25 protein-coding genes are annotated in these 26,950 nt (G+C 43.2%); 17 read left to right on the top strand and 8 right to left on the bottom strand.

Annotated elements, in window-relative coordinates:
* Position 1 precedes the first annotated feature (1 nt).
* A complete protein-coding gene (locus M3P07_RS02415) occupies positions 2-313 on the top strand; it encodes a CCC motif membrane protein (RefSeq protein WP_249968301.1) in 312 nt (103 codons plus the stop codon).
* Positions 314-316: 3 nt separating this feature from the next.
* Here the strand turns inward: M3P07_RS02415 and recQ are convergent, their stop codons facing one another.
* Entirely contained in the window at positions 317-2,518 is a 2,202-nt protein-coding gene (recQ, locus tag M3P07_RS02410; protein ID WP_249968300.1) for a DNA helicase RecQ, read from the bottom strand.
* Positions 2,519-2,707: 189 nt separating this feature from the next.
* Here recQ and M3P07_RS02405 point away from each other — a divergent pair, with 189 nt between their 5' ends.
* The 4 genes from M3P07_RS02405 to lptB are packed head-to-tail and all read left to right on the top strand — an operon-like array spanning position 2,708 to position 5,647.
* Positions 2,708-3,673 carry a KpsF/GutQ family sugar-phosphate isomerase gene (locus M3P07_RS02405; protein WP_249968299.1) on the top strand — a complete coding sequence of 322 codons (966 nt, stop codon included), beginning with the start codon at positions 2,708-2,710 and terminating at the stop codon, positions 3,671-3,673.
* On the top strand, positions 3,673-4,509 hold the full coding sequence (gene tatC, locus M3P07_RS02400; RefSeq protein ID WP_249968298.1) for a twin-arginine translocase subunit TatC: 837 nt from the start codon (positions 3,673-3,675) through the stop codon (positions 4,507-4,509). Before M3P07_RS02405 ends, tatC begins: the two co-directional genes overlap by 1 nt.
* Entirely contained in the window at positions 4,499-4,849 is a 351-nt protein-coding gene (locus M3P07_RS02395; RefSeq protein WP_249968297.1) for a carboxymuconolactone decarboxylase family protein, read from the top strand. Before tatC ends, M3P07_RS02395 begins: the two co-directional genes overlap by 11 nt.
* Before the next feature lie 57 nt (positions 4,850-4,906).
* Positions 4,907-5,647 (top strand): LPS export ABC transporter ATP-binding protein, encoded by a 741-nt coding sequence (gene lptB / locus M3P07_RS02390; protein ID WP_249968296.1) that lies wholly within the window; start codon positions 4,907-4,909, stop codon positions 5,645-5,647.
* Here the strand turns inward: lptB and M3P07_RS02385 are convergent, their stop codons facing one another.
* Positions 5,648-6,073, bottom strand: a complete 426-nt coding sequence (locus M3P07_RS02385; protein ID WP_249968295.1) for a PH domain-containing protein — start codon at positions 6,071-6,073, stop codon at positions 5,648-5,650.
* Between the two features lie 3 nt (positions 6,074-6,076).
* Positions 6,077-6,811 (bottom strand): CDP-alcohol phosphatidyltransferase family protein, encoded by a 735-nt coding sequence (locus tag M3P07_RS02380; protein WP_249968294.1) that lies wholly within the window; start codon positions 6,809-6,811, stop codon positions 6,077-6,079.
* Positions 6,812-6,903: 92 nt separating this feature from the next.
* Here M3P07_RS02380 and M3P07_RS02375 point away from each other — a divergent pair, with 92 nt between their 5' ends.
* The 9 genes from M3P07_RS02375 (at position 6,904) to M3P07_RS02335 (ending at position 20,702) form a co-directional block, all read left to right on the top strand.
* Positions 6,904-8,082 (top strand): lipoprotein N-acyltransferase Lnb domain-containing protein, encoded by a 1,179-nt coding sequence (locus tag M3P07_RS02375; RefSeq protein ID WP_249968293.1) that lies wholly within the window; start codon positions 6,904-6,906, stop codon positions 8,080-8,082.
* 21 nt (positions 8,083-8,103) lie between these two features.
* Positions 8,104-9,981 (top strand): ABC-F family ATP-binding cassette domain-containing protein, encoded by a 1,878-nt coding sequence (locus tag M3P07_RS02370; protein ID WP_249968292.1) that lies wholly within the window; start codon positions 8,104-8,106, stop codon positions 9,979-9,981.
* A gap of 23 nt (positions 9,982-10,004) precedes the next feature.
* A complete protein-coding gene (locus M3P07_RS02365; protein WP_249968291.1) occupies positions 10,005-10,505 on the top strand; it encodes a hypothetical protein in 501 nt (166 codons plus the stop codon).
* 274 nt (positions 10,506-10,779) lie between these two features.
* Entirely contained in the window at positions 10,780-11,340 is a 561-nt protein-coding gene (locus M3P07_RS02360; protein WP_249968290.1) for a cob(I)yrinic acid a,c-diamide adenosyltransferase, read from the top strand.
* A 120-nt stretch (positions 11,341-11,460) separates the two neighbouring features.
* Positions 11,461-11,685 carry a DUF2795 domain-containing protein gene (locus tag M3P07_RS02355; protein ID WP_013551418.1) on the top strand — a complete coding sequence of 75 codons (225 nt, stop codon included), beginning with the start codon at positions 11,461-11,463 and terminating at the stop codon, positions 11,683-11,685.
* A gap of 135 nt (positions 11,686-11,820) precedes the next feature.
* Entirely contained in the window at positions 11,821-15,183 is a 3,363-nt protein-coding gene (gene secA / locus M3P07_RS02350) for a preprotein translocase subunit SecA (protein WP_249968289.1), read from the top strand.
* Positions 15,184-15,343: 160 nt separating this feature from the next.
* On the top strand, positions 15,344-16,561 hold the full coding sequence (locus M3P07_RS02345) for a sensor histidine kinase (protein WP_249968288.1): 1,218 nt from the start codon (positions 15,344-15,346) through the stop codon (positions 16,559-16,561).
* 42 nt (positions 16,562-16,603) lie between these two features.
* Positions 16,604-19,117, top strand: a complete 2,514-nt coding sequence (locus M3P07_RS02340; RefSeq protein ID WP_249968287.1) for a M14 metallopeptidase family protein — start codon at positions 16,604-16,606, stop codon at positions 19,115-19,117.
* 7 nt (positions 19,118-19,124) lie between these two features.
* The gene (locus tag M3P07_RS02335) at positions 19,125-20,702 is read left to right on the top strand and encodes an amidohydrolase family protein (RefSeq protein ID WP_249968286.1); all 1,578 of its coding nucleotides are present in this window, start codon (positions 19,125-19,127) and stop codon (positions 20,700-20,702) included.
* Positions 20,703-20,792: 90 nt separating this feature from the next.
* On the opposite strand, the gene M3P07_RS17725 is transcribed toward M3P07_RS02335, so the two are convergent.
* Together M3P07_RS17725 and M3P07_RS02330 are read right to left on the bottom strand one after the other, a co-directional pair.
* Positions 20,793-20,918: a hypothetical protein gene (locus tag M3P07_RS17725; protein ID WP_284042084.1), complete on the bottom strand. Its 126-nt coding sequence runs from the start codon at positions 20,916-20,918 to the stop codon at positions 20,793-20,795.
* A gap of 2 nt (positions 20,919-20,920) precedes the next feature.
* Positions 20,921-21,157: a hypothetical protein gene (locus M3P07_RS02330; RefSeq protein WP_249968285.1), complete on the bottom strand. Its 237-nt coding sequence runs from the start codon at positions 21,155-21,157 to the stop codon at positions 20,921-20,923.
* 327 nt (positions 21,158-21,484) lie between these two features.
* Here M3P07_RS02330 and M3P07_RS02325 point away from each other — a divergent pair, with 327 nt between their 5' ends.
* Together M3P07_RS02325 and msrA are read left to right on the top strand one after the other, a co-directional pair.
* Positions 21,485-22,168 (top strand): metal-dependent hydrolase, encoded by a 684-nt coding sequence (locus M3P07_RS02325; RefSeq protein WP_249968284.1) that lies wholly within the window; start codon positions 21,485-21,487, stop codon positions 22,166-22,168.
* Between the two features lie 77 nt (positions 22,169-22,245).
* Positions 22,246-22,920: a peptide-methionine (S)-S-oxide reductase MsrA gene (gene msrA, locus M3P07_RS02320; protein ID WP_249968283.1), complete on the top strand. Its 675-nt coding sequence runs from the start codon at positions 22,246-22,248 to the stop codon at positions 22,918-22,920.
* A gap of 245 nt (positions 22,921-23,165) precedes the next feature.
* Here the strand turns inward: msrA and M3P07_RS02315 are convergent, their stop codons facing one another.
* Genes M3P07_RS02315 through M3P07_RS02305 form a run of 3 tightly spaced genes read right to left on the bottom strand, consistent with a single transcriptional unit; the run spans position 23,166 to position 25,711 of the window.
* On the bottom strand, positions 23,166-24,611 hold the full coding sequence (locus M3P07_RS02315) for a hypothetical protein (protein WP_249968282.1): 1,446 nt from the start codon (positions 24,609-24,611) through the stop codon (positions 23,166-23,168).
* Positions 24,583-25,185: a hypothetical protein gene (locus M3P07_RS02310; RefSeq protein ID WP_249968281.1), complete on the bottom strand. Its 603-nt coding sequence runs from the start codon at positions 25,183-25,185 to the stop codon at positions 24,583-24,585. Before M3P07_RS02310 ends, M3P07_RS02315 begins: the two co-directional genes overlap by 29 nt.
* The gene (locus tag M3P07_RS02305; RefSeq protein ID WP_249968280.1) at positions 25,169-25,711 is read right to left on the bottom strand and encodes an RNA polymerase sigma factor; all 543 of its coding nucleotides are present in this window, start codon (positions 25,709-25,711) and stop codon (positions 25,169-25,171) included. Before M3P07_RS02305 ends, M3P07_RS02310 begins: the two co-directional genes overlap by 17 nt.
* Positions 25,712-25,878: 167 nt before the next feature.
* Between M3P07_RS02305 and meaB the strand changes: the two genes are divergently transcribed.
* Entirely contained in the window at positions 25,879-26,925 is a 1,047-nt protein-coding gene (gene meaB / locus M3P07_RS02300) for a methylmalonyl Co-A mutase-associated GTPase MeaB (RefSeq protein ID WP_249968279.1), read from the top strand.
* Positions 26,926-26,950: the final 25 nt, after the last annotated feature.

Raw genomic sequence — 26,950 nt, 5'->3', positions numbered from 1 at the left:
TATGAGTCAACAACCTTTACCAGGAGCCAGTACTGTGCTAACAATGGGGATCATCTCCATTGTTGGCACCTTTTTTTGTTGTGGGCCGTTCGGGGCAATATTTAGCATTATTGCATTGACCAAGGCCAAATCCGCAACGCAGTTACACCAACAGAATCCAGGTGCATACACAGATTTCAGCAATGTAAAAACAGGCAAGGTCCTGGCCTACATCGGTCTAGGATTGGCACTTATCTATTTGATTCTGTTTATTGCCTATTTTGGATTGATCATGGCTGCCATTGGTTCCGGCAACTGGGATAGTGGATATTAATGGCTAGTTGGCCACTTCACTTATAAATTTGAGGCGGTAGAGCCGTAACTCTTCATCCTCATAATCCCCTTCAAATTCTTCTATCGCTTCGGATATCGAGTCGGTTTCGGCCTCCAGAAAATATTCGTGGATTTCTTCCTGTTGGTCTTCATCCAGGATTTCATCTATCCAATATCCAATATTGAGTTTGGTTCCACTAAAAACTATCTGCTCCATCTCTTTGATGAGGGATGGTAATTCCAAGCCTTTGGCCGAAGCAATATCATCCAAGGGCAATTTGCGGTCCACGTTCTGGATGATGTACAACTTTAATCCTGAATTGGCCCCGGTACTCTTTACCACCAGGTCATCTGGACGCACTACATCATTCTCTTCAACATATCGGGAAATGAGTTCCACAAAGGGTTTACCATATTTTTTGGCCTTCCCGTCCCCAACACCATGAACGTTCAAAAGCTCGTCGATACGAATGGGATATTTTAAAGCCATATCCTCCAAAGAGGGATCCTGGAAAACTACAAAGGGCGGTACTTCCAATTTCGAGGCCTCTTTTTTACGAAGGTCCTTCAAAAGCTTTAACAAGGCCTCATCTGCGGCCCCTCCACTAGATTTTGCAGCTGTAATGATCGCGTCATTGTTCTCCTCACTATATTCGTGGTCCTTGGTCATCATAAAGGAGCACGGAGTTTCCAAAAATGAATTCCCAGCTGGGGTAACATTTAAAATTCCGTAACGCTCAATCTCCTTTTTCAGCATCCCTGCAACAATCACTTGCCTCACCAAGGCCATCCAATGTGCCTCATTCTTGTCCTTCCCGATACCAAAAAAGGGCCTTTCATCCGTTTTATGGGAGGAAATCATTGCATTTACCTTGCCCTCCAATACCTTGACAATTTCCTTGGTCTTGAATTTTTCATTGGTATCACGGACAACACTGAGAAGTTTTACCACATCGTCTTTGGCCTCCTCCTTGGGTTTGGGATTGCGTGCATGGTCATCCATTTCGGCACCATCCCCGTTTACCTCATCAAATTCCTCCCCAAAATAATGGAGAATGAATTTTCGTCGGGACATGGATGTTTCGGCATAGGCCACAATTTCCTGCAGCAGAGCATTTCCGATTTCCTGTTCGGCCACCGGTTTACCCGACATGAACTTTTCCAATTTTTCCACATCCTTGTAGGCGTAAAAGGCCAAACAGTGCCCTTCGCCCCCATCCCTACCGGCACGTCCGGTCTCTTGGTAATAACTCTCTATGCTTTTTGGGATATCGTGATGGATCACAAAGCGAACATCCGGTTTATCGATACCCATTCCAAAAGCAATGGTCGCCACCACAACATCCACCTTTTCCATCAAGAACATATCTTGGTACTTGGAGCGTGTTTTGGCGTCAAAACCGGCATGATAAGGTACTGCGCTAACACCATTCACTTGGAGTACTTGGGCCAGTTCCTCCACCCTTTTTCTACTAAGACAATAGACGATTCCCGATTTTCCCTGGTTTTGTTTGATGAAACGGATAATGTCCACATCAACATTTTGGGTTTTGGGGCGCACCTCGTAAAAAAGGTTGGGCCTATTAAATGATGCCTTGAAAACCTTGGCATCCGTCATCCCCAGATTTTTAATAATGTCTTCCTGTACTTTGGGAGTTGCTGTTGCCGTAAGGCCAATGATTGGGATATTATCCCCCAGCCTGCTAATGATATTCCTTAGATTCCGGTATTCCGGTCTAAAATCGTGTCCCCATTCCGAGATACAATGTGCTTCATCCACAGCGACAAAGGAAAGGGTCACTCCTTTTAAGAACTCAATATTTTCCTCTTTTGTCAACGATTCCGGGGCTACATAAAGCAGTTTGGTGACTCCCTTGGTGATATCCTCCTTTACCTGCTTCACCTCAGTTTTGGTCAAGGACGAATTGAGAACATGGGCTATACCATGGTTCTCAGAGACGCCACGAATGGCATCCACCTGGTTTTTCATAAGGGCAATCAGGGGAGAAACCACAATGGAGGTTCCCTCCTTCATAATGGCAGGAAGTTGGTAACACAGGGATTTACCTCCGCCCGTGGGCATGATCACAAAAGTGTCATGGTTATTAAGAATGTTTTGGATTACTTTTTCTTGAAGTCCTTTAAACTGTGAAAAACCAAAATATTTTTTTAGCGAGGTGTATAAATCAGTATTGGTAGGACCCATTTCCATGCGTTCTGTTAACATAAAACAACCTAATCGGGAGGTGGTTCATATCCTCATTTTAAACATCCATTTAAAAGAAGAAGTAATCTATCTCCTCTAGATGGTCTGTAAGAGATAGTTTGTTTAGTTTTGTAAACTTAAATATAAGACATTCTTTTAGGAATACAATTAGATAATCAGTTAATTACTTTGGACGAAACCCAATCTATTCTATCCATTGCAAAAAGGACCCTGGAAACAGAAAGCAAGGCCATCCACAATTTGATCGGTCAATTGGATGAGCAGTTTGCTGCTGCTGTCCAACATATTTTAAAATCCCAAGGGCGGGTTGTGGTGACCGGGGTGGGCAAAAGCGCCATAATCGCCTCCAAAATTGTGGCCACGCTTAATTCCACGGGAACCCCTGCTATTTTTATGCATGCTGCCGATGCCATTCATGGCGATTTGGGAACCATTCAAAATAACGATGTGGTCGTCTGCCTATCCAAGAGCGGGAACACAGCAGAAATAAAGGCTCTGCTTCCCCTGATCAAAAATGGGGGAAACAAACTCATTGGCATTACCGGAAATATGGAATCCGTTTTGGCCAAACAAGCCGACTTTGTGCTTGGGGCCTATGTGGAAAAAGAAGCATGTCCAAACAATCTGGCACCGACCACCAGTACCTCGGCCCAATTGGCTATGGGGGATGCACTGGCCATTTGCCTATTGGAATTACGCGGGTTTAGCAGTGCGGATTTTGCCAAATACCACCCAGGAGGAGCTTTGGGCAAAAAACTGTATTTGCGGGTCGCAGATATCGTGATCAACAATCAGAAGCCCCAAGTGGATGTCAACTCCAGCGTAAAAGAGGTAATCGTTGAAATTTCCGAAAAAATGTTGGGCGTAACCGCTGTCATGGAAAATAATAAGGTAGTAGGTGTGGTCACCGATGGGGACATAAGGCGAATGTTAAGTACTTACGACAATATCGGGGATCTTACCGCAGGGGATATCATGACCAAGGATCCAAAATCCGTTGACGTGGACACCCTGGCCGTAAAGGCCCTAAAAATTCTGCAAGACAATGGAATCACCCAGTTGTTAGCCTTTAGCAATGGAACGTATTCAGGTGTAGTCCATATTCATAATCTTATAAACGAAGGTATCCTATAATGGCAACTAAGGAGCAGACCAACCCAAACGAAATGTCCTTTTTGGACCATTTGGAAGTATTAAGATGGCATTTGATAAGATCGGTGCTGGCCGTAGTTATCATTGCATGTTTTGCATTTGTAATGAAGTCCTTCATTTTTGACACGGTCATCTTTGGACCTAAAAGAATGGATTTCCCGACCTATCGCTTTTTCTGTAATATAGCCACATTCTTCGGTGCAACCTCAGATTTTTGTGCTGATTCGTTTCCTTTTACGATTCAAAATAGAACTATGGCAGGATTATTTTCTGCGCATATATGGACTTCCATATGGGCAGGAGTAATAATAGGATTTCCTTACATTTTATGGGAATTATGGCGTTTTATAAGTCCAGGACTTCATGAGAATGAGCGTAAATATTCCCGAGGATTTATTCTCGTAGCCTCTACCCTGTTCTTTATGGGCGTATTGTTTGGCTATTATGTCGTTGCCCCGCTATCCATTAATTTTTTGGGCACCTATACGGTAAGTGAAGAAGTCACCAGCGAAATAGATTTAAGCAATTTTATTGCCACGGTCAGGGCATCTGTATTAGCCTGTGGTATTTTGTTTGAATTGCCCATTATTATCTTCTTCTTAACGAAAATTGGGTTGGTCACTCCCGAAATTCTCAAAAAATATCGGAAAATGGCATTGGTGGTTGTGCTGATCCTATGTGCGGTAATTACACCTCCCGATGTGACCAGCCAGATTATTGTTGCCATTCCGGTGTTAATGCTATACCAAGCAAGTATTTACATCTCCAGTATTGTGGTTAAAAAAGAAGCCAAAAAAGAAAAGCAAAATGCCAAATAAAGTAGCGGAATTTAATGCATATCGGGCCAAGATGAACGAAAAACTGCTGGCCGAAAACAACAAAGTACTCAAGCGTATTTTCAATTTGGATACCAATGCATTTATGGAAGGCGCCTTGGATGTAAAGACCAAGGAACTTTTAGGTCTTGTAGCCTCGGCAGTAATGCGGTGCGATGATTGTGTCAAGTATCATTTGGAAAGCTCCAAAAAGTCCGGCGCCAATAAAGAAGAGGTTATGGAAACCTTGGGAATTGCTACTTTGATCGGCGGTACCATAGTTATTCCCCATCTTAGGCGCGCTTATGAATATTGGGAGGAACTGGAAGCCAGTGAGGCTTAAAAAAATCCCAAAGTCAGTGACCCCAAAGAAGAATATGTTTAGTTTTGGCGAATTCTTATGAAGCTACGTGCTGAAAATATCATGAAGGCCTATCGCGGCCGAAAGGTCGTAAAAGGCATCTCCCTTGAAGTTAACCAGGGAGAAATTGTTGGGCTACTGGGCCCAAATGGTGCCGGAAAGACCACATCGTTCTACATGATCGTGGGATTGATCAAACCCAATGGCGGGCAGATTTTTTTGGACGATATGGAAATCACCACCTTTCCCATGTACAAAAGGGCACAACATGGCATAGGGTATTTGGCCCAGGAAGCTTCCGTATTCCGAAAATTGAGCATCGAGAAAAACATTTTGAGTGTACTGCAATTGACCAATCTCACCAAAAAAGAGCAGCACATGAAGATGGAGTCGCTTATTGATGAATTTGGTTTGGGGCACATCCGTAAGAACCGGGGGGATTTACTTTCTGGGGGTGAACGGAGACGTACTGAAATAGCACGCGCGCTAGCCACCGACCCTAAGTTTATTTTGTTGGATGAACCTTTTGCCGGTGTAGATCCCGTGGCTGTCGAGGATATCCAGCGTATTGTGGCCCAATTGAAGAACAAGAACATCGGTATCCTGATCACCGACCACAATGTTCAAGAAACCTTGGCCATTACCGAGCGTTCCTATCTAATGTTCGAAGGTGGAATTCTAAAAGCCGGGGTACCCGAGGAATTGGCTGTGGACGAAATGGTGCGAAAGGTATATCTCGGACAAAATTTTGAGCTTCGAAAAAAGAAGTTGGACTTTTAGTTACTCTTTTTCCTTTAATTGAATCGTAATTCTAGGGTTGATCGAAGTTAAATGGTCAACAAAGCCCTTTTTGTCCTTGGGCGAAACCAAAACAAATCCCCCTTTATAGCTAATTCCCAAACGGTCTAAGGAAGCAGCAGGCGAACCCATGGGATTTCGCGATTCACCGATATGGGTAATCGTGGATATATCCAATTTCTTTTGATAAAAAGCTGCATAATTGATCAGTAATTCCCTTCCCTTGACTTCATACGAAATTGAAAACAATAGGTACAAGGTCAATATCATAACCGAAAAATGGATCACCCCTCCGGTCCAATTCCAATCCATAAGCAAAAAATAAGTTGCAGCCCCATAAATCAGTAGTATAAAAATCAGCAATACAGGGCCTACTTTTGATCTATATCTTTTGCTTTCCGTAACCACTTTTCAAGGGGTTTTACTTACCATCGATATTAAAATATAAAAAACCACGATTACGGGAATGGCTAAAAACTGTAGGGTCATTAACAGAACCAGACTTCCTATGATAAATAGATAACGTACCGCATTGTCCTTAAAGCTCCAATTATCAAATTTGAGGGCAAAGAGTTCAATTCGTGAATTGAGCAGGTATGCGCTTACCAATGTCAATCCCATTAAAAACCATTGGTTAAGGATGATTTCGTTGAGCGTATCGTTATGGTGGTACATGAGGATAAGCGGCAAGGACAAAATCAAAAGTGTATTGGCCGGCGTGGGTAGGCCAACAAAAGAAGAAACTTGGTTCTCATCAATATTGAACTTGGCCAATCGATAGGCCGAAGCCAAGGTTATGATGAATCCGAAGAAAGCGATGGGAGCCACATTTTCGCCCAACCCCATAAAATCACTACTTTGCCCTTCTTCCCAACCTAAAGTTTGGGACATATCCAACAATTGGAACATCACTATTCCCGGAACAAGTCCGCTGGTGACCATGTCGGCCAAAGAATCCAGTTGCACCCCAATTTCACTTTGCACATTCAAGGCCCGGGCAGCCAACCCATCGAAAAAATCGAAGAAAATACCAATGAAAACAAAGAGCGCTGCCATTTCCAAATGGTTGAGCACCGCATAAACCGTGGCAACGCAACCACTGAATAGATTAAGAAGTGTTAAAAAATTGGGAATATAGGACCTCATTGGGTTGGGATTTTCGTAAAAATAAGCTAAAAAATGAAGTGACTGATTTTGGGGATACACCTTGCGCATTTTATTCTGATATTTGCGGGACTATGTCACAAATTAGGCTCCCACTTTTCCTTTTGGTGCTATTGCTACTATTTGGCGGACGATTGTGTTCCCAAACCCCATCGCTATCCGAAAAATCACAAATTAGCTTGTTGACTTGTTCGCCTGGTGAAGAACTTTATTCCCTCTTTGGGCATACGGCCTTTCGGGTACAGGATTCGGTTTTAGGTATTGATGTGGTCTACAATTATGGCACCTTTGATTTTAATCGGCCTAACTTCTATGGGAATTTTGTTAAGGGTAGACTGATTTTTTGGCTGTCCAGAAGCAGCTTTGACCGATTTTTATTTGAATACGAGCTTGAAAAACGCTGGGTCAGGGAACAAATATTGGACCTAACACTTGCAGAAAAGAATCAATTGCTCAATTTTTTTGAGACCAACTACCTACCGGAAAATCGGGATTACCTATACGACCCACTGCTGAACAATTGTTCCAGCATTACTGGAACCATTTTAAAAGACCAATTTGGAGATGCCATTGAATTCGACGGATCGTATTTGGATCAGCAGTATACCTTTAGACAATTGGTGCGGCAAAACCTCAACGTAAATTCATGGGCCTGCTTTGGTATTGACGTGGCCTTTGGTTCGGTCGTAGACCGGAAAGCCACGGTACAAGAACACATGTTTTTGCCTGACTACGCCATGAGGCAGCTGAGAAATACCACAAAGGATGGTAAGCCTTTGGTAAAACGGGAACGCAATGTCTTGGATTACGCGGAAATTACACAGACTGGATTTTTCCCACTATCCCCCATGTTCTGGTTCATCCTATTTCTTCTGTTTACGGCCATTGTCACCTTTTTGGATAATAAACACGGTACGCGTAGCAGATGGTTGGATTTTTCCTTGTTTACCCTAACAGGGCTAATTGGTATATTTTTATTGATTCTTTGGGTAGCCACCGACCACACCTCTACCCCATGGAACTTCAACATTTTATGGGCTTTGCCAGCGAATTTGGGAGTGGCCTATATCTTCGCCTTCCCACAACATTTACCTTCCTGGTTTAGCAAATATCTATGGGTAGCATTAGGGTTTTTAGCATTAATGATTCTCCTTTGGATTATAAAGGTTCAAATTTTCTCCCCAGTTCTAATTCCCTTGCTATTAACCTTGGCCATACGATATGGCTATCTATTAAAATTTAGTAAAGGCTAAACCACCACCAAATCCCTCGGAATGAACTTACTTACTGTTGAGAACATATCGAAATCCTATGGCGAATTGGTCCTGTTTTCCGACATTTCCTTCGGAATAAATAAAGATCAAAAAATAGCCTTGATTGCCAAGAATGGGAGTGGTAAGACCTCCATTCTCAACATTATGTCGGGGAAAGACAACTCAGAAACCGGACAGGTAGTTTCCAGAAAAGGAATTAAAATCTCTTTTCTAGAACAGGAACCCAACCTCAATCCCAATCTGACCATTGAAGAAACCATTTTTACTACGGACAACGAGATCCTACAGGTAATAGCAGACTACGAGAAGGCAGTGCAACATCCCGATGATTCCGACCGGTACCAGCAGGCCTTTGATGCCATGGAGCGGCACAATGCCTGGGATTTTGAGACCCAATACAAACAAATCCTGTTCAAACTGCATTTAGATCAGTTGGATGCCAAGGTGGCAACCCTTTCCGGAGGTCAGAAAAAAAGATTGGCCCTTGCCAATGCTTTGCTGAACAAACCTGCCCTTTTGATTTTGGATGAACCTACCAACCATCTGGATCTAGAAATGATAGAGTGGTTGGAAGCTTATTTTTCCAAAGAAAATATGACGCTTTTTATGGTCACCCACGATCGATATTTTTTGGAAAGGGTCTGTAATGAAATCATTGAACTGGACAACAACCAGCTCTATAGCTATAAGGGCAACTACTCGTATTACCTAAGGGAAAAAGAAGCGCGAGAAGAACGGGACGCTGTGGAACAGCACAAGACTAAAATACTTTTCAAAAAAGAATTGGATTGGATGCGCAGACAGCCCAAGGCGCGAACCACGAAATCCAAATCCAGGATAGACGATTTCAAGGAAATCAAGAAAAAAGCCCATCAAAGAAGACAGGACCACCAAGTGCAACTTGAGTTGAACATGGAACGTTTGGGAAGTAAAATTCTGGAGTTGCACAATGTCTCCAAAGCTTTTGGGGACAAAACCATTTTAAACAAGTTCGAATATAACTTCACCAAAGGTGAACGGGTTGGAATCATTGGTCAGAACGGTACGGGAAAATCCACATTTTTGAACCTGCTTACCCAAACTGAACATCCTGATGCCGGAAAAGTGGTTGTGGGAGACACCCTAAAATTTGGCTATTACACACAAAAAGGAATCCAAATAAAGGAGGGGCAAAAAGTTATTGATATCATTCGGGAATTTGGGGATTACATTCCGCTTAAAAAGGGAAAACAAATTTCTGCCCAACAACTCTTGGAGCGTTTTCTTTTCGATAGAAAAAAGCAATACGATTTTGTGGAAAAATTGAGTGGTGGAGAACGCAAGCGCTTGTATTTATGTACCGTATTGATTCAAAATCCCAATTTTTTGATCTTGGATGAGCCCACCAACGATTTGGATATAGTTACCCTGAACGTGCTGGAAAGTTTTCTCCTCGATTTTCCGGGTTGCTTGATCGTGGTATCCCACGACCGGTATTTTATGGATAAGATCGTGGATCACCTTTTTGTGTTCAAGGGAGACGGGGTTATCGAGGATTTCCCCGGAAACTACTCAGATTATAGAGCCTACGAGAACAGTAAGGTGATCGCCGAGCGAGAAGCAAAGAACCAAAGTTCCGAAAAAACCGAAAAGATTTCGTGGAAGGAAAAGGACGATTCCCGAAAATTAACCTATCAGGAGCAAAAGGAACACAAACAACTGGAAAAGGAAATCCAGAAACTGGAAGAGCAAAAGGCAACGCTTCAAAATAAATTTATGGACCCTGAATTAAGCGGAGATGATATAGCGTTATTGTCCAAGGAGCTCAACCAGGTTACCGATACCATAGAGACCAAGACCGAACGTTGGTTTGAACTTTCGGCTATTTTGGAAGGGTAACTTTTCATCGTAATACGATCAAAATGATGTTCAAATTCGTATCGTATCTTAATTTCATTCTTAAGTCTACCAACGAACATGGGGTGCACTCCCCCTTTGTGTTCAACTTCGTGACCAAGTGCCTTTACGGAATGAAAAAAAGGCACGGCACTAAACCCATTGACGTTTTACTTAAAAGTATTGCGTATTTCGATGCCCAGAACATTTCCATTCTGGACCATCTTGAGGCTGCCCAGGTTGTTTTGGAATCTTTTCCTGGGATTGCTTTCAAGTCAACTACCTATGATGTGGTTTTTGCCAATGAATTTGAGGAATTCCACTTCAAACAACAGCTTTCTGAGGGAAAACTTCATAACGATAGTATGATCCTGATTGCTGGAATCCATCAAAATCCCAAAAAACAAGGGCAATGGAATGCCTTAAAAGTGCTCCCCAACATTACGGTTAGCATTGATATGTATCATCTAGGTGCCCTATTCATCAGGAAGGAGCAGCAAAAGGAACATTTCACTATCCGGATATAAAAAGGTAATTTTAGGTATGGAAAGCACAACAACGGATTACACTATTTGGTACGTTCTGGGGGTCTTGTTCCTAATTTATTTGATTATACTTTTCAGAAACAAGAGAGGCAACAAACGAAGACGATCTAGGCAATTTATGGATGGGAAAAGGAGGCACAAAAGGGACAATTGACAAGGTGCAATGAACCAAGAACAATTAGCAATGGTCAATTAGCAATTATCGATGCGATTTTCCACTATTCGATCATCTTTCACCCATAACTATTGAACCGACATGAAAATTTATACCAAAACTGGCGATAAGGGAACCACCGCATTGTTTACGGGCAAACGGGTCCCCAAGCACCATATCCGCATTGAAAGTTATGGGACCATAGACGAATTGAATGCCGTCTTGGGACTTGTGCGAGATCAGGAAATAGACACACACTCGAAGGATATCCTATCCCAAATTCAGCATAAACTGTTTACCGTTGGAGCTATTTTGGCCACGGAACCCAATAAGGAAAACCGTCTAAAGATTCCCCGTATATCAGATTCGGACATAACATTTCTGGAAAATGAAATGGACCAAATGAATGCGGAACTTCCCGAAATGACCCATTTCATCCTTCCCGGAGGACATACCACCGTGTCATACTGTCATATTGCCAGAACTACCTGTCGAAGGGCCGAACGAACAATTTCTTATTTGCACGAGGAGGATCCTGTTCCCGAGAAACTCTTGTCATATATCAATCGCCTTTCCGACTACCTCTTTGTGTTGGCACGAAAATTGTCAAAGGATTTGCACGCGGAAGAGGTCAAGTGGATTCCTGAAAAACTGAAAGAATAAATCCTAATTTTCTGCGTTTCAGATTAACACGTCGAAAATATTTTTTAAATAATCCCATTTTTACTTGACAAATTGGGTTTAAAAATTATTTTTGCAAAAATTAAAAATCAAACCGTTACTATGTACTGGACATTAGAATTAGCCTCATATTTAAGTGATGCGCCTTGGCCAGCCACCAAAGACGAATTAATTGATTACGCTATCCGTACCGGAGCTCCGTTGGAAGTTGTGGAAAATCTGCAGTCCATGGAAGAGGAAGGTGGCGAAATATACGAGTCCATTGAGGAGATCTGGCCCGATTATCCCACCGAGGAAGATTACCTCTGGAACGAGGACGAGTATTAAACTTCTTATATAAAAACCGAACTAAAAAAGTCTCTTATGAGGCTTTTTTTTATGTAATTTTGACAGCCCTGCAAGTGGTTTCCATGCCGTTCTGGACAATGGAACAACTTTTGCAATCCAAAAGAAAATTTATTCATGAGTTTTATTAATTCCGTACTAAAGGTTTTTGTTGGGGACAAATCCGAGAAAGATGTCAAGGCATTGCAACCTTTGGTAAATGAGATCAAATCCTTCGAACAAGCATTGGAAGGTTTGTCACATGATCAACTACGTCAAAAAACAGTAGCATTCAAATCCCAAATAGCCGAAGATTGTAAGGAAATCAATGATCAAATTGAATCCCTACAAGAAGAGGTGCAAAACTCAACGGATATAGACCGGAATGAGGAGATCTATTCCGAAATAGACAAACTCAACGAAGAGGCCTACAAAATTTCGGAGAAGACCTTAAACAATATCCTTCCCGAAGCTTTTGCAGTGGTAAAGGAAACAGCAAAACGCTTCGCAAAAAACGAAACCCTTACGGTGACGGCCACAGAGTTTGACCGTTCGCTTTCGGGCTCAAAGGATTACGTCACCCTTGAAGGGGATAGTACTGTTTGGAAAAATTCATGGGATGCTGCCGGTAAGGAAGTGACTTGGGATATGATCCATTATGATGTACAGCTTATTGGAGGCATTTGTTTGCACCAAGGTAAGATTGCGGAAATGCAGACGGGAGAAGGAAAGACCTTGGTGGCCACCCTTCCACTCTATCTCAACGCACTTTCTGGGAAAGGAGCCCATTTGGTAACCGTAAACGATTATTTGGCAAAGCGGGATAGCGCCTGGATGGCCCCTATTTTTGAGTTCCATGGCCTTTCAGTAGATTGTATTGACAAACATCAACCCAATTCTGAAGGTAGAAGAGCTGCCTACAATTCGGACATCACCTATGGAACCAATAACGAATTTGGGTTTGATTATCTACGGGACAATATGGCCCATACGCCGGGGGATTTGGTGCAACCACCACATCACTACGCCATTGTTGATGAGGTGGATTCCGTATTGATCGATGATGCAAGGACACCTTTGATCATCTCTGGACCGGTGCCTGAAGGCGACCGACACGAGTTTAACGAGTTAAAGCCCAAAGTTTCCGATATCGTACTAAAACAACGGCAGCATTTGACCGGGGTTTTGGCCGAGGCCAAGAAGTTGATCAAAGAGGGCGATACCAAAGAAGGAGGATTCCTACTACTTCGTGTATATCGAGGTTTGCCCAAGAATAAGGCACTTATCAAATTCTTGAGTGAAGAAGGAGTAAAACAGCTGCTTCAAAAAACGGAAAACTTCTACATGCAGGACAACAATAGGGAAATGCCCAAAGTGGATGCCGACTTGTTGTTTACCATCGATGAAAAAAACAACCAGATTGAATTGACCGATAAAGGGGTTGATTATATCTCTGGAGATCAAGACAAAGATTTCTTTGTGATGCCCGATATTGGTGGCGAAATTGCCAAGATTGAAGAGCAGGAACTGGAAATAGAAAAGGAAGCAGAACTTAAGGAAGAGCTTTTCAAGGATTTTGCTGTAAAGAGCGAACGAATCCACACTATGAGTCAATTACTCAAGGCTTACACCCTCTTTGAAAAAGATGTGGAGTACGTTGTGATGGACAATAAAGTGATGATAGTTGACGAGCAGACCGGACGTATTATGGACGGCAGGCGTTATTCCGATGGATTGCACCAAGCCATTGAGGCCAAGGAAAATGTGAAGATTGAGGCCATGACCCAGACCTTTGCCACCATAACCTTGCAGAATTACTTCAGAATGTACAACAAACTGGCAGGGATGACAGGTACCGCTGTTACCGAGGCCGGGGAATTCTGGGAAATCTACAAGTTGGATGTGATGGAAATCCCAACCAATAGGCCTATTGCTAGGGATGACCGCCACGATTTGATCTACAAGACCAAGCGTGAAAAATACAATGCTATTATTGAAGAGGTTACCGATCTTTCGAAAGCGGGAAGACCTGTTCTGATTGGTACCACCTCGGTAGAAATATCGGAATTATTATCTAAGCTTCTAAGTGTTCGTAAGGTTCCGCATAACGTACTAAACGCCAAATTGCACAAGAAAGAGGCGGATATTGTTGCCGAGGCAGGTAATGCTGGAGTGGTGACCATTGCCACCAACATGGCCGGTAGGGGTACGGATATTAAATTGAGCGACCAGGTGAAACAGGCCGGGGGACTCGCCATTGTGGGTACGGAAAGGCACGATTCAAGACGTGTAGACAGACAGCTTCGAGGGCGTTCTGGTCGCCAAGGTGATGTGGGAAGTTCACAATTCTATGTTTCCTTGGAGGATAATCTGATGCGCTTGTTCGGGTCGGACCGAGTAGCCAAAATGATGGACCGTATGGGTCTGGAAGAAGGCGAGGTAATCCAGCACTCCATGATGACCAAGTCCATTGAAAGGGCACAGAAAAAGGTCGAGGAAAACAACTTTGGCATCCGTAAGCGACTCTTGGAATATGACGATGTAATGAATGCCCAACGTGAGGTGGTCTACAAACGAAGACGACATGCCCTGCAAGGTGAGCGTTTGAAGGTGGACATCGCCAATATGATCTATGATACCTGTGAGGTGATCGCGGAAACCAACAAGCTCGCCGAAGACTATAAAAACTTCGAGTTTGAACTTATTAAATACTTCTCCATCACTTCACCAGTATCCGAGGAGGAATTTAGAAAGTTGAACTTTCAGGAAATTGCCAACCAAGTATACACGGATGCCTACGACTTCTATCAGCAGAAAATGGAGCGCAGCGCCACGATTGCTTTCCAAGTGATCAAAAAAGTATATGAGGACCAGACCAACAAGTTTGAGCGCATCGTGGTTCCGTTTACGGACGGTATCAAAACCCTGAACGTGGTCACCAACTTGGAGGACGCCTATACGAGTGATGGAAAACAGTTGATCACGGATTTTGAGAAGAACATTTCCCTGGCCATCATCGACGATTCGTGGAAAACGCATTTGCGCAAGATGGACGAGTTGAAGCAATCTGTCCAGTTGGCGGTGCATGAACAAAAAGACCCCTTATTGATCTATAAATTCGAGGCCTTTGAGCTCTTCAAAAGTATGATCGACAAAGTGAACAAGGAAGTTATTTCATTTTTGTTCAAAGGGGAGCTTCCATCGGAAAACACCAATCAAATCCAAGAGGCTAGAACCGTCAGGAGGCCCAAGGAAAATCTAAAAACTTCCAAGGAGGAAATCCCTAACAGTGATGAACTTGCAGCCCAAAATAGAGCAGCCGGGCAAACACAGGGAAGAAGACCGCAAGTCACGGAAACTGTGGTTAGGGAACGCCCAAAAATTGGAAGAAACGAAAGGGTGACCATAAAAAATGTAATGTCTGGAGAAAGTAAGACTATAAAATACAAACAAGCTGAGCCTCTGATAGATAAGGGGGAATGGGTATTGGTCGACCAATGATCAATCATCCATAAAAACTAAAAAGCGGCGATCAATTAAGGTCGCCGCTTTTGATTATAACAAAAACATAATTAGCTTTACATCCCAAACACCCCCACATAGCTACTTTTACTACCACTTTTCAACCATTTGTAGTAAAAGGGATAACCGTACCATGCCTATGAACATGCCCAACGAGGAAAATCGTCGTTTGCAGGATAAAATTCAATTGATCCTTAAGGTTAGTCATAATTCCATCTTGACATCCATTATATTTGGGTTGGTTTGTATTTTTCTTTTGGATATAAAGGGCATTATCCCCACAGTTTTCTTTGGGTATGCTACCATTAATTTCGTCAACACTTATCTCTATAACAAGCACAAAAACCTCACCGTTACCTATAACATTGCGTCCTTATTGGCTATGGTCGGGGGTATTTTGATCACCATTCACAGCGGGGGAATCCAAAGCCCGTTTATTTTGGTACTTGCCATTGTAGTATTTGCTGGATATGTGACAACCAAAATGTACGGTGAACTCTACCTTATTGTAAACTTAGTACTGGTAGCCGCTATTTTCATTTATGATTTGGCAGATCTGAACCTTACAGAGAACATGGTCCCCGAAATTTCACGAAGGTGGTTTGCCTTCTTGAGTGTTGTTTTTGCAGTGTATTTATTGGGCGGTGTCTTCGGAAGAAATCTCCTGCGCGCGCATCACAACCTGTATAAATCAAGAAAAGAGGTACAAGAGCGGATTGAGGAAAAAGAAACCCTGCTCAAAGAGGTGCACCATAGGGTCAAGAACAATCTACAGACCGTTTCCAGTTTGCTTAGCCTTCAATCCAGGGCTGTTTCGGACGAAAAGATTAGCGGCATTATCAAAAGCAGTCAAAACAGGGTTGTCTCCATGGCCATGGTACACGAGATGTTGTACAAACGCGATGACTATCTTTCCAAAATAGAGCTGAGACCCTATGTTGAGGAGCTTTGCAATTACTTGGTGCGTTCGGTAAAGGGCAACACCAATAAGATCAAGGTCAATCTTCATGTAGACGATTACAAGCTCAGCATTGATACCGTAATACCTTTGGGATTGATTATCAACGAAACCATCACCAATGCCCTGAAATATGGAATAAAAGGGGATGATGCAGGTGAAATTTTGATTTCCCTCCGTCAGTTATCGGACAAGCGCTATGAAATGCATCTAGGCGACAATGGCATTGGTTATGCCGATGATATTGGCCCAGAAACTTCAAAGTCCCTAGGCCTTAAACTGATTTATAACCTAGCCCGACAGCTCAGGGGCTCCATCGAGCGTGACCGAGAAAAACAGGGCACCTACTACCGTTTGGAATTTGAGGAAATTATAGAGGAATTCAAGGCAATTGATTAAATCCTTTTTCTATCTTTAGAAGATTAACTTAATCTTCCCAACATGTTGAAAAAACTACTTTTGGTGGCCCTTTTTGTGGGCACATCAGTTTCAGCACAAGACTATTTCTTCAAAAAGTACCATCCTTTTAATTCCGACATCCCTTCCCCCGAAGAATTTCTGGGATATCCCATAGGTCAACATCATACACGTCACGATCTTATTGTTGCTTATTTCACCCAACTTGCAGCATCTTCCGATAGGGCGAGCATCTATGAATACGGGAGAACCCATGAAGGCAGAAAATTGATTATGCTAACGGTTACGTCGCCAAGAAATCTGAATAATCTGGATCAAATCAAAAGTCAGCATTTGCAATTTGTGGACCCTTCCCAAAGCCCCACCAACTACAATGACGTTCCCATTTTCATCAATTTGGGATATAACGTTCATGGCAACGAACCTTCGAGTTCAGAGGCAGCCATGTTGACTGCCTATACCCTTGTTGCTTCCAACAATCCAGAAATCCTTAACTATATCAATAATGGCGTCATTTTTATCGACCCTACCATAAATCCAGATGGAAGGGACCGCCATACCCAATGGGCAAACATGTACCAAGGAAGTCCCTTGGTAGCCGACCCACAAGATGCAGAACACAACGAATATTGGCCAAGGGGGCGTACTAACCACTATTGGTTCGATCTCAACAGGGATTGGTTGTTGGGCATCAATCCGGAAAGTCGGGGCAAGCTTACTTGGTACCACCAATGGTATCCCAACGTGGTAACCGATTTTCATGAAATGGGCACCCAAAGTTCCTATTTCTTTGAGCCTATGAAGGATAATGCCTCTTGGGACCCGATCATGCCCAAGGAAAACTATATCGACCTCAACAATCTTTTTGGTGATTATTATGCCAAAGCCTTGGACAGCATCGGTTCTTTTTATTTCACCAAAGAAGTGTTTGATGGTACGTATCCAGGTTACGGGTCCTCCTATCCGGATCTGCAGGGTGGATTGGCACTATTGTTCGAACAGGCCAGTTCAAGGGGCCATAAACAAACCACCGACTTCGGGGAAATCACTTTCCCATTTACCATCAGAAACCAATATCTGTCCAGTATTATCACTGTTAAGGCAGCGGTGGAGAACAAGGCACAACTTCGAAAATACCAGCAAGAATTCTTTAAAAGTGCTTTGGGGAATGCTTCCAAAAGTCGGATACGCGGATATTCCTTTAAGGATGACCACGACCCCAACAGGGTCAAGGCCTTTGTAGACAAATTATTGCTACATAAAATTGATGTCTATCGATCCGGGAACCAATTTGTGGTACCCACCAGACAACCGCAATATCGTATGGTACAGACCATGTTCGAAACCTATGAAAAGTTTCGGGACAGTGTTTATTATGATGCGTCCGCTTGGTCCGTGGCCAACTTTTACAATATGAAGCACAACCCGGTGACCGCCTTAAATCTCGGGGAGCAAATCACCACCACGGATAATTTGGTAAATCCGGAGGCAGTTGTAAAAACCGATTATGCGTACATCATTGATTATGATGATTACAATGCCGTTGCAGCCCTAAATTATCTCCAGTCCAAAGGATTGGTGGTCTCTTCTTCTTTCAAACCCTTTACAGCCAAAACCACAAAAGGCAACAAAAGGTTCAATTACGGGGCTCTGGCGATTGCCGTGAGCTTTCAAAAAAAGAACCCGGATGAAGTCTTTAAGCTGGTTTCCAAAGCACAGGAAAAATTCCAAGTACCCATTTCCGCTGCGCATACAGGATACAATGCCCAGGGCATTGACCTTGGTAGTCGATATGTGGAGCCCTTAACCAAACCCAAGGCCGCATTGCTTATTGGAGATGGGGTGCGTTCCTACGACGCCGGAGAGGTCTGGCATTTGTTGGACACCCGGGTGCACATGCCAATAACCAAGATTCCGATGCGAAACTTTGGGAGGGCGGACCTTGACAAATACAACACCTTGGTCATGGTATCGGGCAATTACAATTTTACCAAAAAGCAACAGGAGAAAATAAAGAACTGGGTAAGCCGAGGCAATACGCTTGTTACCATAGGAACTGCTACCCAATGGGCCATTGAAAAGAAACTGGTCAAGGAGGCGTTGACCAAAAAAGAAGAGGATTCTACTAAATCGGTGGTTAGAAAACCCTATGTGGATGCCCCCGAAAACTTGGGCAAGGAAAGCGTAGGTGGTGCCATTTTTAAGGTCGACCTGGACATTACCCACCCCCTAGCCTTTGGGTATCACGATACCTCCATCCCGGTATACAAGAACAATTCGGTTTGGTTGGCCCCAAGCAAAAATGAATACGCAACAGTGGCCAAATATGCCAAAGACCCCCATATCGATGGGTTTATCACCAAGAAAAACATGGAAGATTTCCTAAAACCTTCGGCCTCACTTATCGTAAGTAAAGTTGGAGGGGGAAGGGTGGTCCTTTTTGCTGATAATCCAAATTTTAGGGGATCCTGGTATGGTACCAACCGACTGTTCCTGAATGCATTGTTTTTAGGAGACAAAATTGAAATTCCAGAATAAGAACACTATGAAAAAATTACTTTCCTTATTGATTCTTTTTAACGGACTCTTGGTTTGCGCACAAGACAATCTTAGCGAAGGACCTTTTTCGCAGCTGATCATACGAGGGGTCACTTTGATCAATGGTAACGGTGCACCTCCCAGGGGGCCCGTAGATATCGTGGTCGAAAACAACAAAATTGTCAACATTCAGGTAGTAGGCTATCCTGGAGTCAAGATTGACGAAAGCAAAAGACCCCAATTAAAGTCGGGCGGAAAGGAACTTGACTGCACAGGAATGTTTCTTTTGCCAGGGTTTGTGGATATGCACGGCCATATAGGCGGGGTTGCACAAGGTGCAGATTCGGACTATGTCTTCAAATTGTGGATGGCCCATGGTATTACCACAGTACGAGAACCAGCTGGAAGAGGGGTCGATTGGACCTTGGATTTGAAACGAAAAAGTGAGAAAAACGAAATAATTGCTCCCAGAATTCAAGCTTACACCGCATTTGGGCAAAAGTCGGGCAACTTCAACCCCCTTAACGATGCTCCCATCAGTACGGCCGAGCAGGCGCGAAAATGGGTACGGGCCAATGCACAGCGAGGTGCTGACGGTATCAAATTTTTTGGTGCCCCTCCTGAAATAATGGCGGCAGCATTGGACGAAAATAAGAAATTGGGTTTGCGCTCAGCCTGCCATCATGCCCAATTGGATGTGGCCCGTTGGAATGTATTGCACTCTGCAAGAGCTGGACTTACAAGTATGGAACATTGGTATGGACTTCCAGAGGCGCTGTTCGAGGACAGAACTGTACAGGACTATCCCTTAGAGTACAATTACCAAAACGAGCAGCACCGCTTTGAGGAAGCTGGCAAACTGTGGAAACAAGCAGCAAAACCCTATTCCGAGCATTGGAACAAGGTAATGGATGAACTCATCTCCTTGGATTTCACCCTAGACCCCACATTAAACATTTATGAGGCCAGTAGGGACCTCCATAGGGCCAGAAGAGCAGAATGGCATGAAGTGTATACCTTACCGACACTTTGGGACTTCTACCAACCCAGTAAAATATCCCACGGTTCGTATTGGCACGACTGGGGAACGGAACAAGAGGTTGCTTGGAGGGAAAACTACAAGCTCTGGATGACATTCGTAAACGAATACAAAAATCGCGGTGGAAGGGTGACCACGGGTTCAGATTCCGGTTTTATCTTTCAATTATATGGATTTGCGTACATCCGAGAAATGGAATTGTTGCGTGAAGCCGGCTTTCATCCCTTGGAGGTAATTCGTTCCTCAACCTTAAATGGTGCGGAAGCTTTGGGTATGGCCGATAGGATTGGTACGGTGGAGGTAGGAAAATTGGCAGATTTTGTGATCGTAGGGGAAAATCCACTCAAAAACCTGAAAGTACTATATGGCACAGGAGCCATTAGACTTACCGAGGATAACAAAGTTGTACGGGTTGGTGGAGTAACCTACACCATAAAAGATGGCATTATTTACGACGCGAAGGCGCTTTTGCAAGACGTAAAGACAACAGTACAGCAGCAGAAACAAAAATTAAACTACAAAATAAAGCAACCGGGATTAGAATAATATCCATAATGCGTGGGATTTGTTGATTAGCTATTTACTAAAATAGGGGAATGTAAAGGTGTATTGGATTTATAATCGGTCTGTTGCGATTTAATCCGATGAAGCGTTTTTGGCTTTGGGTACAGGTCTTTTTTTGCGCAAGGAGAATACCAAGGACGCAACTACAAAGGCCAGACTTAAGAACAAGGTAAAAGGTATTGCGATTTCCAATATCATGATTAGGCCAATTTAGACTTGTTTCTTTTTGTTCTGAAAGAAAGTGCTTTTTTAATCCTAGAGTTTTTGAACATGTACAATCTCGCTACTTCAGTTTCCTTTTCAGTCTCGTTCTGAACCTCAATGTTCAATTCCACACCTACAGTAGTGGTTTCTACTTTTACTTCCTTAGATACGTTTTGTGCCATTGCTAGAGTTCCGAAGAAGACGATTGCGATAAGGGTTAAAATTGCTTTCATGACTTGGGTTATTTTTACATGGTAAAGTTACCTTGGGGTCAACCCGGGCTAGATTTTCATCGCTTAACCCCCATTTTTTTTCGGTGATGGAACTTTTTTCGGCTGAAGTGTATTTTATCCTCGATGAAAGATTTTATGTAAAAAAACAGGCTGCCGATAGCTTGTGCATTTCATCGATATTCCCAGTAATATCAATTGATTCAGACCATGCATTTCATCTGGTTTTTCGATGAAATCGTCGGACAGAAGTTTTGGGTCAATGCCGTTTATTTCATAATTTCAGGAGCAATTCATGAACCTTAATCCTTATTTCTTAAATCTTCCAATATGAAAATCACATTTCTTGGCCATGCTACGATCCTCATGGAAATCGATAACACCAAAATCATTGTGGATCCATTTATTAGCGGCAACGAACTTGCTGGGCATATCGATTTGGATGCGATCCAAGTCGATTACATTTTATTGACTCATGGGCACCAAGATCATGTCTTGGACGTGGAAGCAATCGCTAAAAACAACCCCAATGCCCTGCTAATCTCCAATTACGAAATTGTGCAGTGGTTCGGCGCAAAGGGAATCAACGGGCATCCGATGAACCATGGTGGTAAGTATAAATTGGATTTTGGCACCCTTAAATATGTGAATGCCATACATTCCAGTGTACTTCCAGATGGCTCCTATGGAGGAAATCCAGGTGGCTTTGTGGTCACCGCCGGGTCTAAAAGTGTATACATTGCGGGTGATACCGCTCTTACCATGGATATGAAGCTGATTCCCCTAACCTCTCCGACCATCGATTTGGCCATTATGCCTATTGGGGACAATTTTACCATGGGCTATGAAGATGCCGCTATTGCCAGTGATTTTGTAGAATGCAACAGGGTTTTGGGCTGCCATTATGATACTTTTCCTCCCATTAAACTGGATAAGGAAGCTGCTACCACCTATTTTAAGGACAGGGGTAAGGAGTTGATTTTGCTGGAAGTGGGACAGAGCATTTCCATTTAACTATAGGAAATCTAGGATCAAGTCCGTAATGCATCCCATTCCAGGACGACCAAACAGGAAAATTTAAGTCTACAACAATGAGAACCGTACTTTTCGCACTGCTTTTTATCGCCTCCACAGCCTGCAAACCCAAGACCACAGAAGAAAAAGTGGTTGCTTTTCAACCTGAAACTATAGAAGTGGAGCCTATGAAGGCCCAAGATCTTCAAAACTATGAAACCGCATATTTTGCCAGCGGTTGCTTTTGGTGTGTGGAAGCCATTTTTGAAAGTGTAAAAGGTGTGGCCGAAGTGTATTCGGGCTATTCGGGAGGACCAGAAAAGAACCCAACCTATGAACAGGTCGCTTACGGCAGAACGCGACATGCTGAGGCCGTAGAAGTGTACTATGATCCCGAAGTGATAAGTTTTACAGAGTTGGTACAGGTCTTTTTTGGTTCCCACGACCCAACTTCGCTAAACCGCCAAGGACCCGATAAAGGCCCCCATTACCGCTCCATTGCCTTTTATAAAACCAAGGAGCAAAAGGAAATCATCAAAAAATACATTGATACCCTCGAAGATTCCAAAGTTTATGGCAGGCCGATTGTAACCCAGGTTGTGGCCTTTAAAAAGTTCTACAAGGCCGAGGAATATCATCAGGATTATGAAAAAAGAAATCCGAACAACTCCTATATCCGGAATGTATCCATTCCCCGCTTAAACCGGTTCAAGGAAAATTTTAAGTCTTACCTAAAGGAAGAAAGTCACTGATTCGTGACCTTGCTAGTTCTTTAAAATGGTAAGTGGAAAATTGAAAATGTTTACTTGCCCCTAGGTATTTGGTGCTTGGAATTTGGGATTTGGTGCTTGATGCCGTACATCAATGGAAAGTGGAAAATGGAAAATTGAAAACGGTTAGAACCGGAGCTTGGGATTTGGGATTTGGTGCTTGATGCTGGAAGTTAGATGCTTGGAATTTGGACTTTGTACATTGTACCCCGTGCTTCGTACCTCCCCTATTCCTTAAGAACCACTTCGCTGTATTTGGAATTGATATTGATGGACTTGTCTGCCTTATTGTTGATGTGATATCCTTTGTGTACGGTGGTGTTATAATTCTCGGAACTATCCATGGCCAAAACATCCGGATATTCAAAATCTGAAGTGGTCTCGTTCACATAAATGGTAAAAGGCACCGAGGGAATAGCAAAGTCCACCTCCCCATTCTCAACTGTGATATCAATATTGGAGAAACTATCTGCAACCGTGTTTATTTGAACGGCACCAAGATTGTTGGTCACATAAACTTTGCTTACCAGTTTGTCTATGGTAACCTGTGAGGACACCGCGTTCAATCGCAGTTCCTGAACCTCTTTTAGGTCAACTTTCTCTGAAAAATCGGTCTTTAACCGGCCATAATTCCATTTTTGCACCACCACCGGGCTATACGAAGCCCTGATATCGGTCATGTCCCCATCTATTGTGGAAGCAAGCAAGCTTGCGTGAGACAAGCTTGCTTTTATGTTTTTGGTATTGGCAGAAAGTTTTACTTCCCCATGCCTCACGTTCATTTTCAACTTAACGGACTTCGGCATTTTAATTTTGATGCGCTTTTTTACTTTGTACTCCTTATGTTCCCCATCAGAGGAAAAATAAAATATATTGGAGTCGTCACCACTATGGATACTTAAGGTTTTGCTTTGGACAATCTTGTTTTTAAGCCTCTCCCTTTGTTCCCGCACTTCGGCACGGGCTTCTTCGCGTTGTGCCCGGGCTTCCTCACGAACTGCGCGGGCCTCTTCCCTGTATGCTTTGCGTTCTTCGGCAATTGCCTCGCGTTCTCGATTTCGCGCCTCCGACACTTCCTTTATGCGCTCGCTCCATGCTTCCAACTTCTTTTGATAGTCTTTGTTGAAACTTTTGTCAAACGATTTTTTCCATTCCTTTAAATACTTGTCCCCATCTTTTTTATAGGCGTCATAATCAAAGTCCGTAAACGGAACAGGGGGCAATGGAGGTAATTCGGGCAACACAAATACTTCGGGGATTTCCGGAATTTCCAAGTGTCCAAATATGGGTTCCACCATGGGCGCATCGGGAACCACAATGTTAAAACTTCCAAAGTCCATATTCCCTGGTGCAAAAACCCCGAAATTTTGTCCTCGGGTCTTCACCTGGATTTCCTTGCTGTTCCCTATAATTTGGACTGCATCCTTTTCAAAGTACTCCTTGGCTTCGTCATTGGTGGCCCCATCCAATTCGACCACCGCAGTGATTTCCACCTCTTGCTTGTCCCAAGTTTCAAATTCAATATCGGCATGCCGGGTATCGATATCCAACACCGTTTCATCGCCCACATTAAAAGTCTCCTTGTAGGTTTTGGTATTCTGCTGGGCCCTAGCGGTCAACCCCACCAACAACATCAGGAAAACGCTAAATAATATTTGATTGTTTCTGTTCATTTTTTGATGATTTTAATTGATTTAACTTTGATTTTAATTTTTGCAATAGCTGCAACCTAAGCTGCAGGTTCATGATCAGGGCATTTATGGTTTGGTCGTTTGGACCAACACTGTTCAACTCTTCGTTCAGTGCTTTGTATTCCCCATCCAGTTGGGCCAATCGTTCCATATAGCCATCTATAATGTCCCTATTATCATCTGAAAACTCCAGGCCTGAAAGCTCTAGGTTAATGTTGGTTACGTAATAACTCTCGATTTTCTTCAAGTCTGGGGATAAATCTCCCAGTGAAATGGACTGGACTTCGGCTTCTTGTGGAACATTGTCCACTACCTGGGTTTTGGGAACAGGCTCCACTGTATTAAATCCCCCAAAAAAGTAGGCTGCCAAACCAAAGACCACTATTATGGATGCGGCTATTTTTAGCCAAAACATTCCGCCTTTTCTTTTTGCTGCCGCACCTTCCGGAAGTTCCTCCTCCAATTTGGACAGAAAACGGTCTTCATGGCCCTTCTTCATGGAATAGGTCTTCTTTTCCCTGTCTTTTTTGAACATTTCTCTAAGATCCTGTGCCATAAGCTTTTTCTTTAAGTTTTTCTTTCAACTGTGCCTTTCCGCGCAGTAACCTGGTCCGTGATGCGGTTTCCGATATTCCCAAAATCTGTGCAATTTCGCTATGGTCGTACCCTTCCATCAAAAACAACTGAACTACATACTTGTATTTCTCTGGGAGTACTTCCATTTCCTTTTTTACACTTTCCACGGTAACCCCATCATCAACCGTCCAGTCCTCATCTTCGGTCAAGCGCAAATGTCCTTCATGTAACTCCACCTTTTTCTGATGTTTCGATTTCAAAAAGTCAATACTTCGGTTTATCACAATACGTTTTAACCAGGCCCCAAAAGTAACTTCCCCTTTAAACTGGTCGATACGTTGAAAAGCCTTGATGAAGGACTCCTGTACCACATCCTCGGCATCATCTGCATCCTTGACGAGCCGTACGGCCACCACATACATGCCCTCGCAATACTGCTTGTACAATTGCATCTGCGCTTTGCGGTCGTTAGCCTTACATTGTTCTACCAGTTCAATCTGAAACATGTAGAGTTAAAGGTTTGGTGTTTTAGTTGTTTGCTCTAAGGACGATGTAAAAACAGCCCCGTTGCAAAATAATACGCTTTTGAAGATTTTTTAACAAATTAAGGGAGCTTCCCTTCTTTTCGGATGCCATGCCAAATCTTTATACCTTCGTAGTAAATCCGAGATTTTTGTCCAGTAAAAAAGGTATACCTGAACATACAGTTTCCAAAATTAAAAAGCTTCGAAGGCAAGAAATTCCTATAGAAACTTTGACCAAAGGTATTTTTGAAGGGGACAAAACCTTATTGGCCCAAGGCATTACCCTTCTGGAAAGCTCCAATCCTGAGCATTTTGATAAAGCGAACACCTTAGTGGAAAAATGCCTTGCCAAATCCACTCAGACTATCCGAATTGGAATAACCGGCGTTCCTGGAGTTGGAAAAAGTTCCTTTATTGAGGTTTTGGGAACAACGCTTACCTCAATCGGAAAAAAAGTGGCGGTGTTGGCCGTGGATCCCACAAGTTCGCTGAGCAAGGGAAGTATTCTTGGCGATAAAACCCGGATGCAGTCCCTCTCCAAAGACCCCAATGCCTTTATTAGACCCTCACCGTCCGGGGAATCGCTGGGCGGAGTGGCACGAAAAACCCGAGAGAGTATTGTACTTTGTGAAGCTGCGGGGTTCGATGTTATTTTGGTGGAAACCGTGGGCGTCGGACAAAGTGAAACCATGGTGCACAGCATGGTCGATTTCTTCTTACTGCTAAAACTTTCTGGAGCCGGAGACGAACTTCAGGGTATAAAAAGAGGTATTATGGAAATGGCCGATGCCATTGCCATCAACAAAGCGGATGGGCATAATGTGGAGAAGGCCAAACTAGCCGAAACCGAATTCACCAGGGCCTTACACCTATACCCTCCCAAAGAAAACGGTTGGACACCCAAAGTGCTTCGCTGTTCAGCCATGGAAAACAACGGGATAGTGGAAATATGGGAAATGATTCGAGATTTTGCCATTAAAACCTCCGAAACTGGCCATTTTGATAAAAACAGAAAGACCCAAAACAAAAATTGGTTCCTTCAAACCGTGGATGAACAACTCAAACAGTTCTTCCATCAGAAAAAGACATTCAAATCCAAACAAGACCAAATGCTCAAGGCCATAGAGGAGAACAAGATATCACCGTATTACGCGGCCCAAACCTTATTGGCAGACCTCACCCAAGAACTTAAATAAAAGAAGTAAATTTGCCCCGTTTATG

Origin of the sequence: Flagellimonas myxillae, assembly GCF_023502235.1 — a bacterium.
Taxonomy (GTDB): Bacteria; Bacteroidota; Bacteroidia; order Flavobacteriales; family Flavobacteriaceae; genus Flagellimonas; species Flagellimonas myxillae.
The sequence above is the reverse complement of the archived record's forward strand: the minus strand, read 5'-3'. Positions and strand labels throughout refer to the sequence as shown.

Coding starts and splice junctions, on each gene's coding strand:
- msrA (WP_249968283.1), top strand. CDS start 22,246: ATGAGAACCGTACTTTTCGCACTGCTTTTTATCGCCTCCACAGCCTGC.
- M3P07_RS02335 (WP_249968286.1), top strand. CDS start 19,125: ATGAAAAAATTACTTTCCTTATTGATTCTTTTTAACGGACTCTTGGTT.
- M3P07_RS17725 (WP_284042084.1), bottom strand. CDS start 20,918: ATGATATTGGAAATCGCAATACCTTTTACCTTGTTCTTAAGTCTGGCC.
- M3P07_RS02330 (WP_249968285.1), bottom strand. CDS start 21,157: ATGAAAGCAATTTTAACCCTTATCGCAATCGTCTTCTTCGGAACTCTA.
- tatC (WP_249968298.1), top strand. CDS start 3,673: ATGGCAACTAAGGAGCAGACCAACCCAAACGAAATGTCCTTTTTGGAC.
- M3P07_RS02340 (WP_249968287.1), top strand. CDS start 16,604: ATGTTGAAAAAACTACTTTTGGTGGCCCTTTTTGTGGGCACATCAGTT.
- M3P07_RS02305 (WP_249968280.1), bottom strand. CDS start 25,711: ATGTTTCAGATTGAACTGGTAGAACAATGTAAGGCTAACGACCGCAAA.
- M3P07_RS02355 (WP_013551418.1), top strand. CDS start 11,461: ATGTACTGGACATTAGAATTAGCCTCATATTTAAGTGATGCGCCTTGG.
- M3P07_RS02415 (WP_249968301.1), top strand. CDS start 2: ATGAGTCAACAACCTTTACCAGGAGCCAGTACTGTGCTAACAATGGGG.
- M3P07_RS02310 (WP_249968281.1), bottom strand. CDS start 25,185: ATGGCACAGGATCTTAGAGAAATGTTCAAAAAAGACAGGGAAAAGAAG.
- recQ (WP_249968300.1), bottom strand. CDS start 2,518: ATGGGTCCTACCAATACTGATTTATACACCTCGCTAAAAAAATATTTT.
- M3P07_RS02370 (WP_249968292.1), top strand. CDS start 8,104: ATGAACTTACTTACTGTTGAGAACATATCGAAATCCTATGGCGAATTG.
- M3P07_RS02345 (WP_249968288.1), top strand. CDS start 15,344: ATGAACATGCCCAACGAGGAAAATCGTCGTTTGCAGGATAAAATTCAA.
- M3P07_RS02315 (WP_249968282.1), bottom strand. CDS start 24,611: ATGAACAGAAACAATCAAATATTATTTAGCGTTTTCCTGATGTTGTTG.
- M3P07_RS02380 (WP_249968294.1), bottom strand. CDS start 6,811: ATGAGGTCCTATATTCCCAATTTTTTAACACTTCTTAATCTATTCAGT.
- secA (WP_249968289.1), top strand. CDS start 11,821: ATGAGTTTTATTAATTCCGTACTAAAGGTTTTTGTTGGGGACAAATCC.
- M3P07_RS02375 (WP_249968293.1), top strand. CDS start 6,904: ATGTCACAAATTAGGCTCCCACTTTTCCTTTTGGTGCTATTGCTACTA.
- lptB (WP_249968296.1), top strand. CDS start 4,907: ATGAAGCTACGTGCTGAAAATATCATGAAGGCCTATCGCGGCCGAAAG.
- M3P07_RS02395 (WP_249968297.1), top strand. CDS start 4,499: ATGCCAAATAAAGTAGCGGAATTTAATGCATATCGGGCCAAGATGAAC.
- M3P07_RS02360 (WP_249968290.1), top strand. CDS start 10,780: ATGAAAATTTATACCAAAACTGGCGATAAGGGAACCACCGCATTGTTT.
- M3P07_RS02325 (WP_249968284.1), top strand. CDS start 21,485: ATGAAAATCACATTTCTTGGCCATGCTACGATCCTCATGGAAATCGAT.
- M3P07_RS02365 (WP_249968291.1), top strand. CDS start 10,005: ATGATGTTCAAATTCGTATCGTATCTTAATTTCATTCTTAAGTCTACC.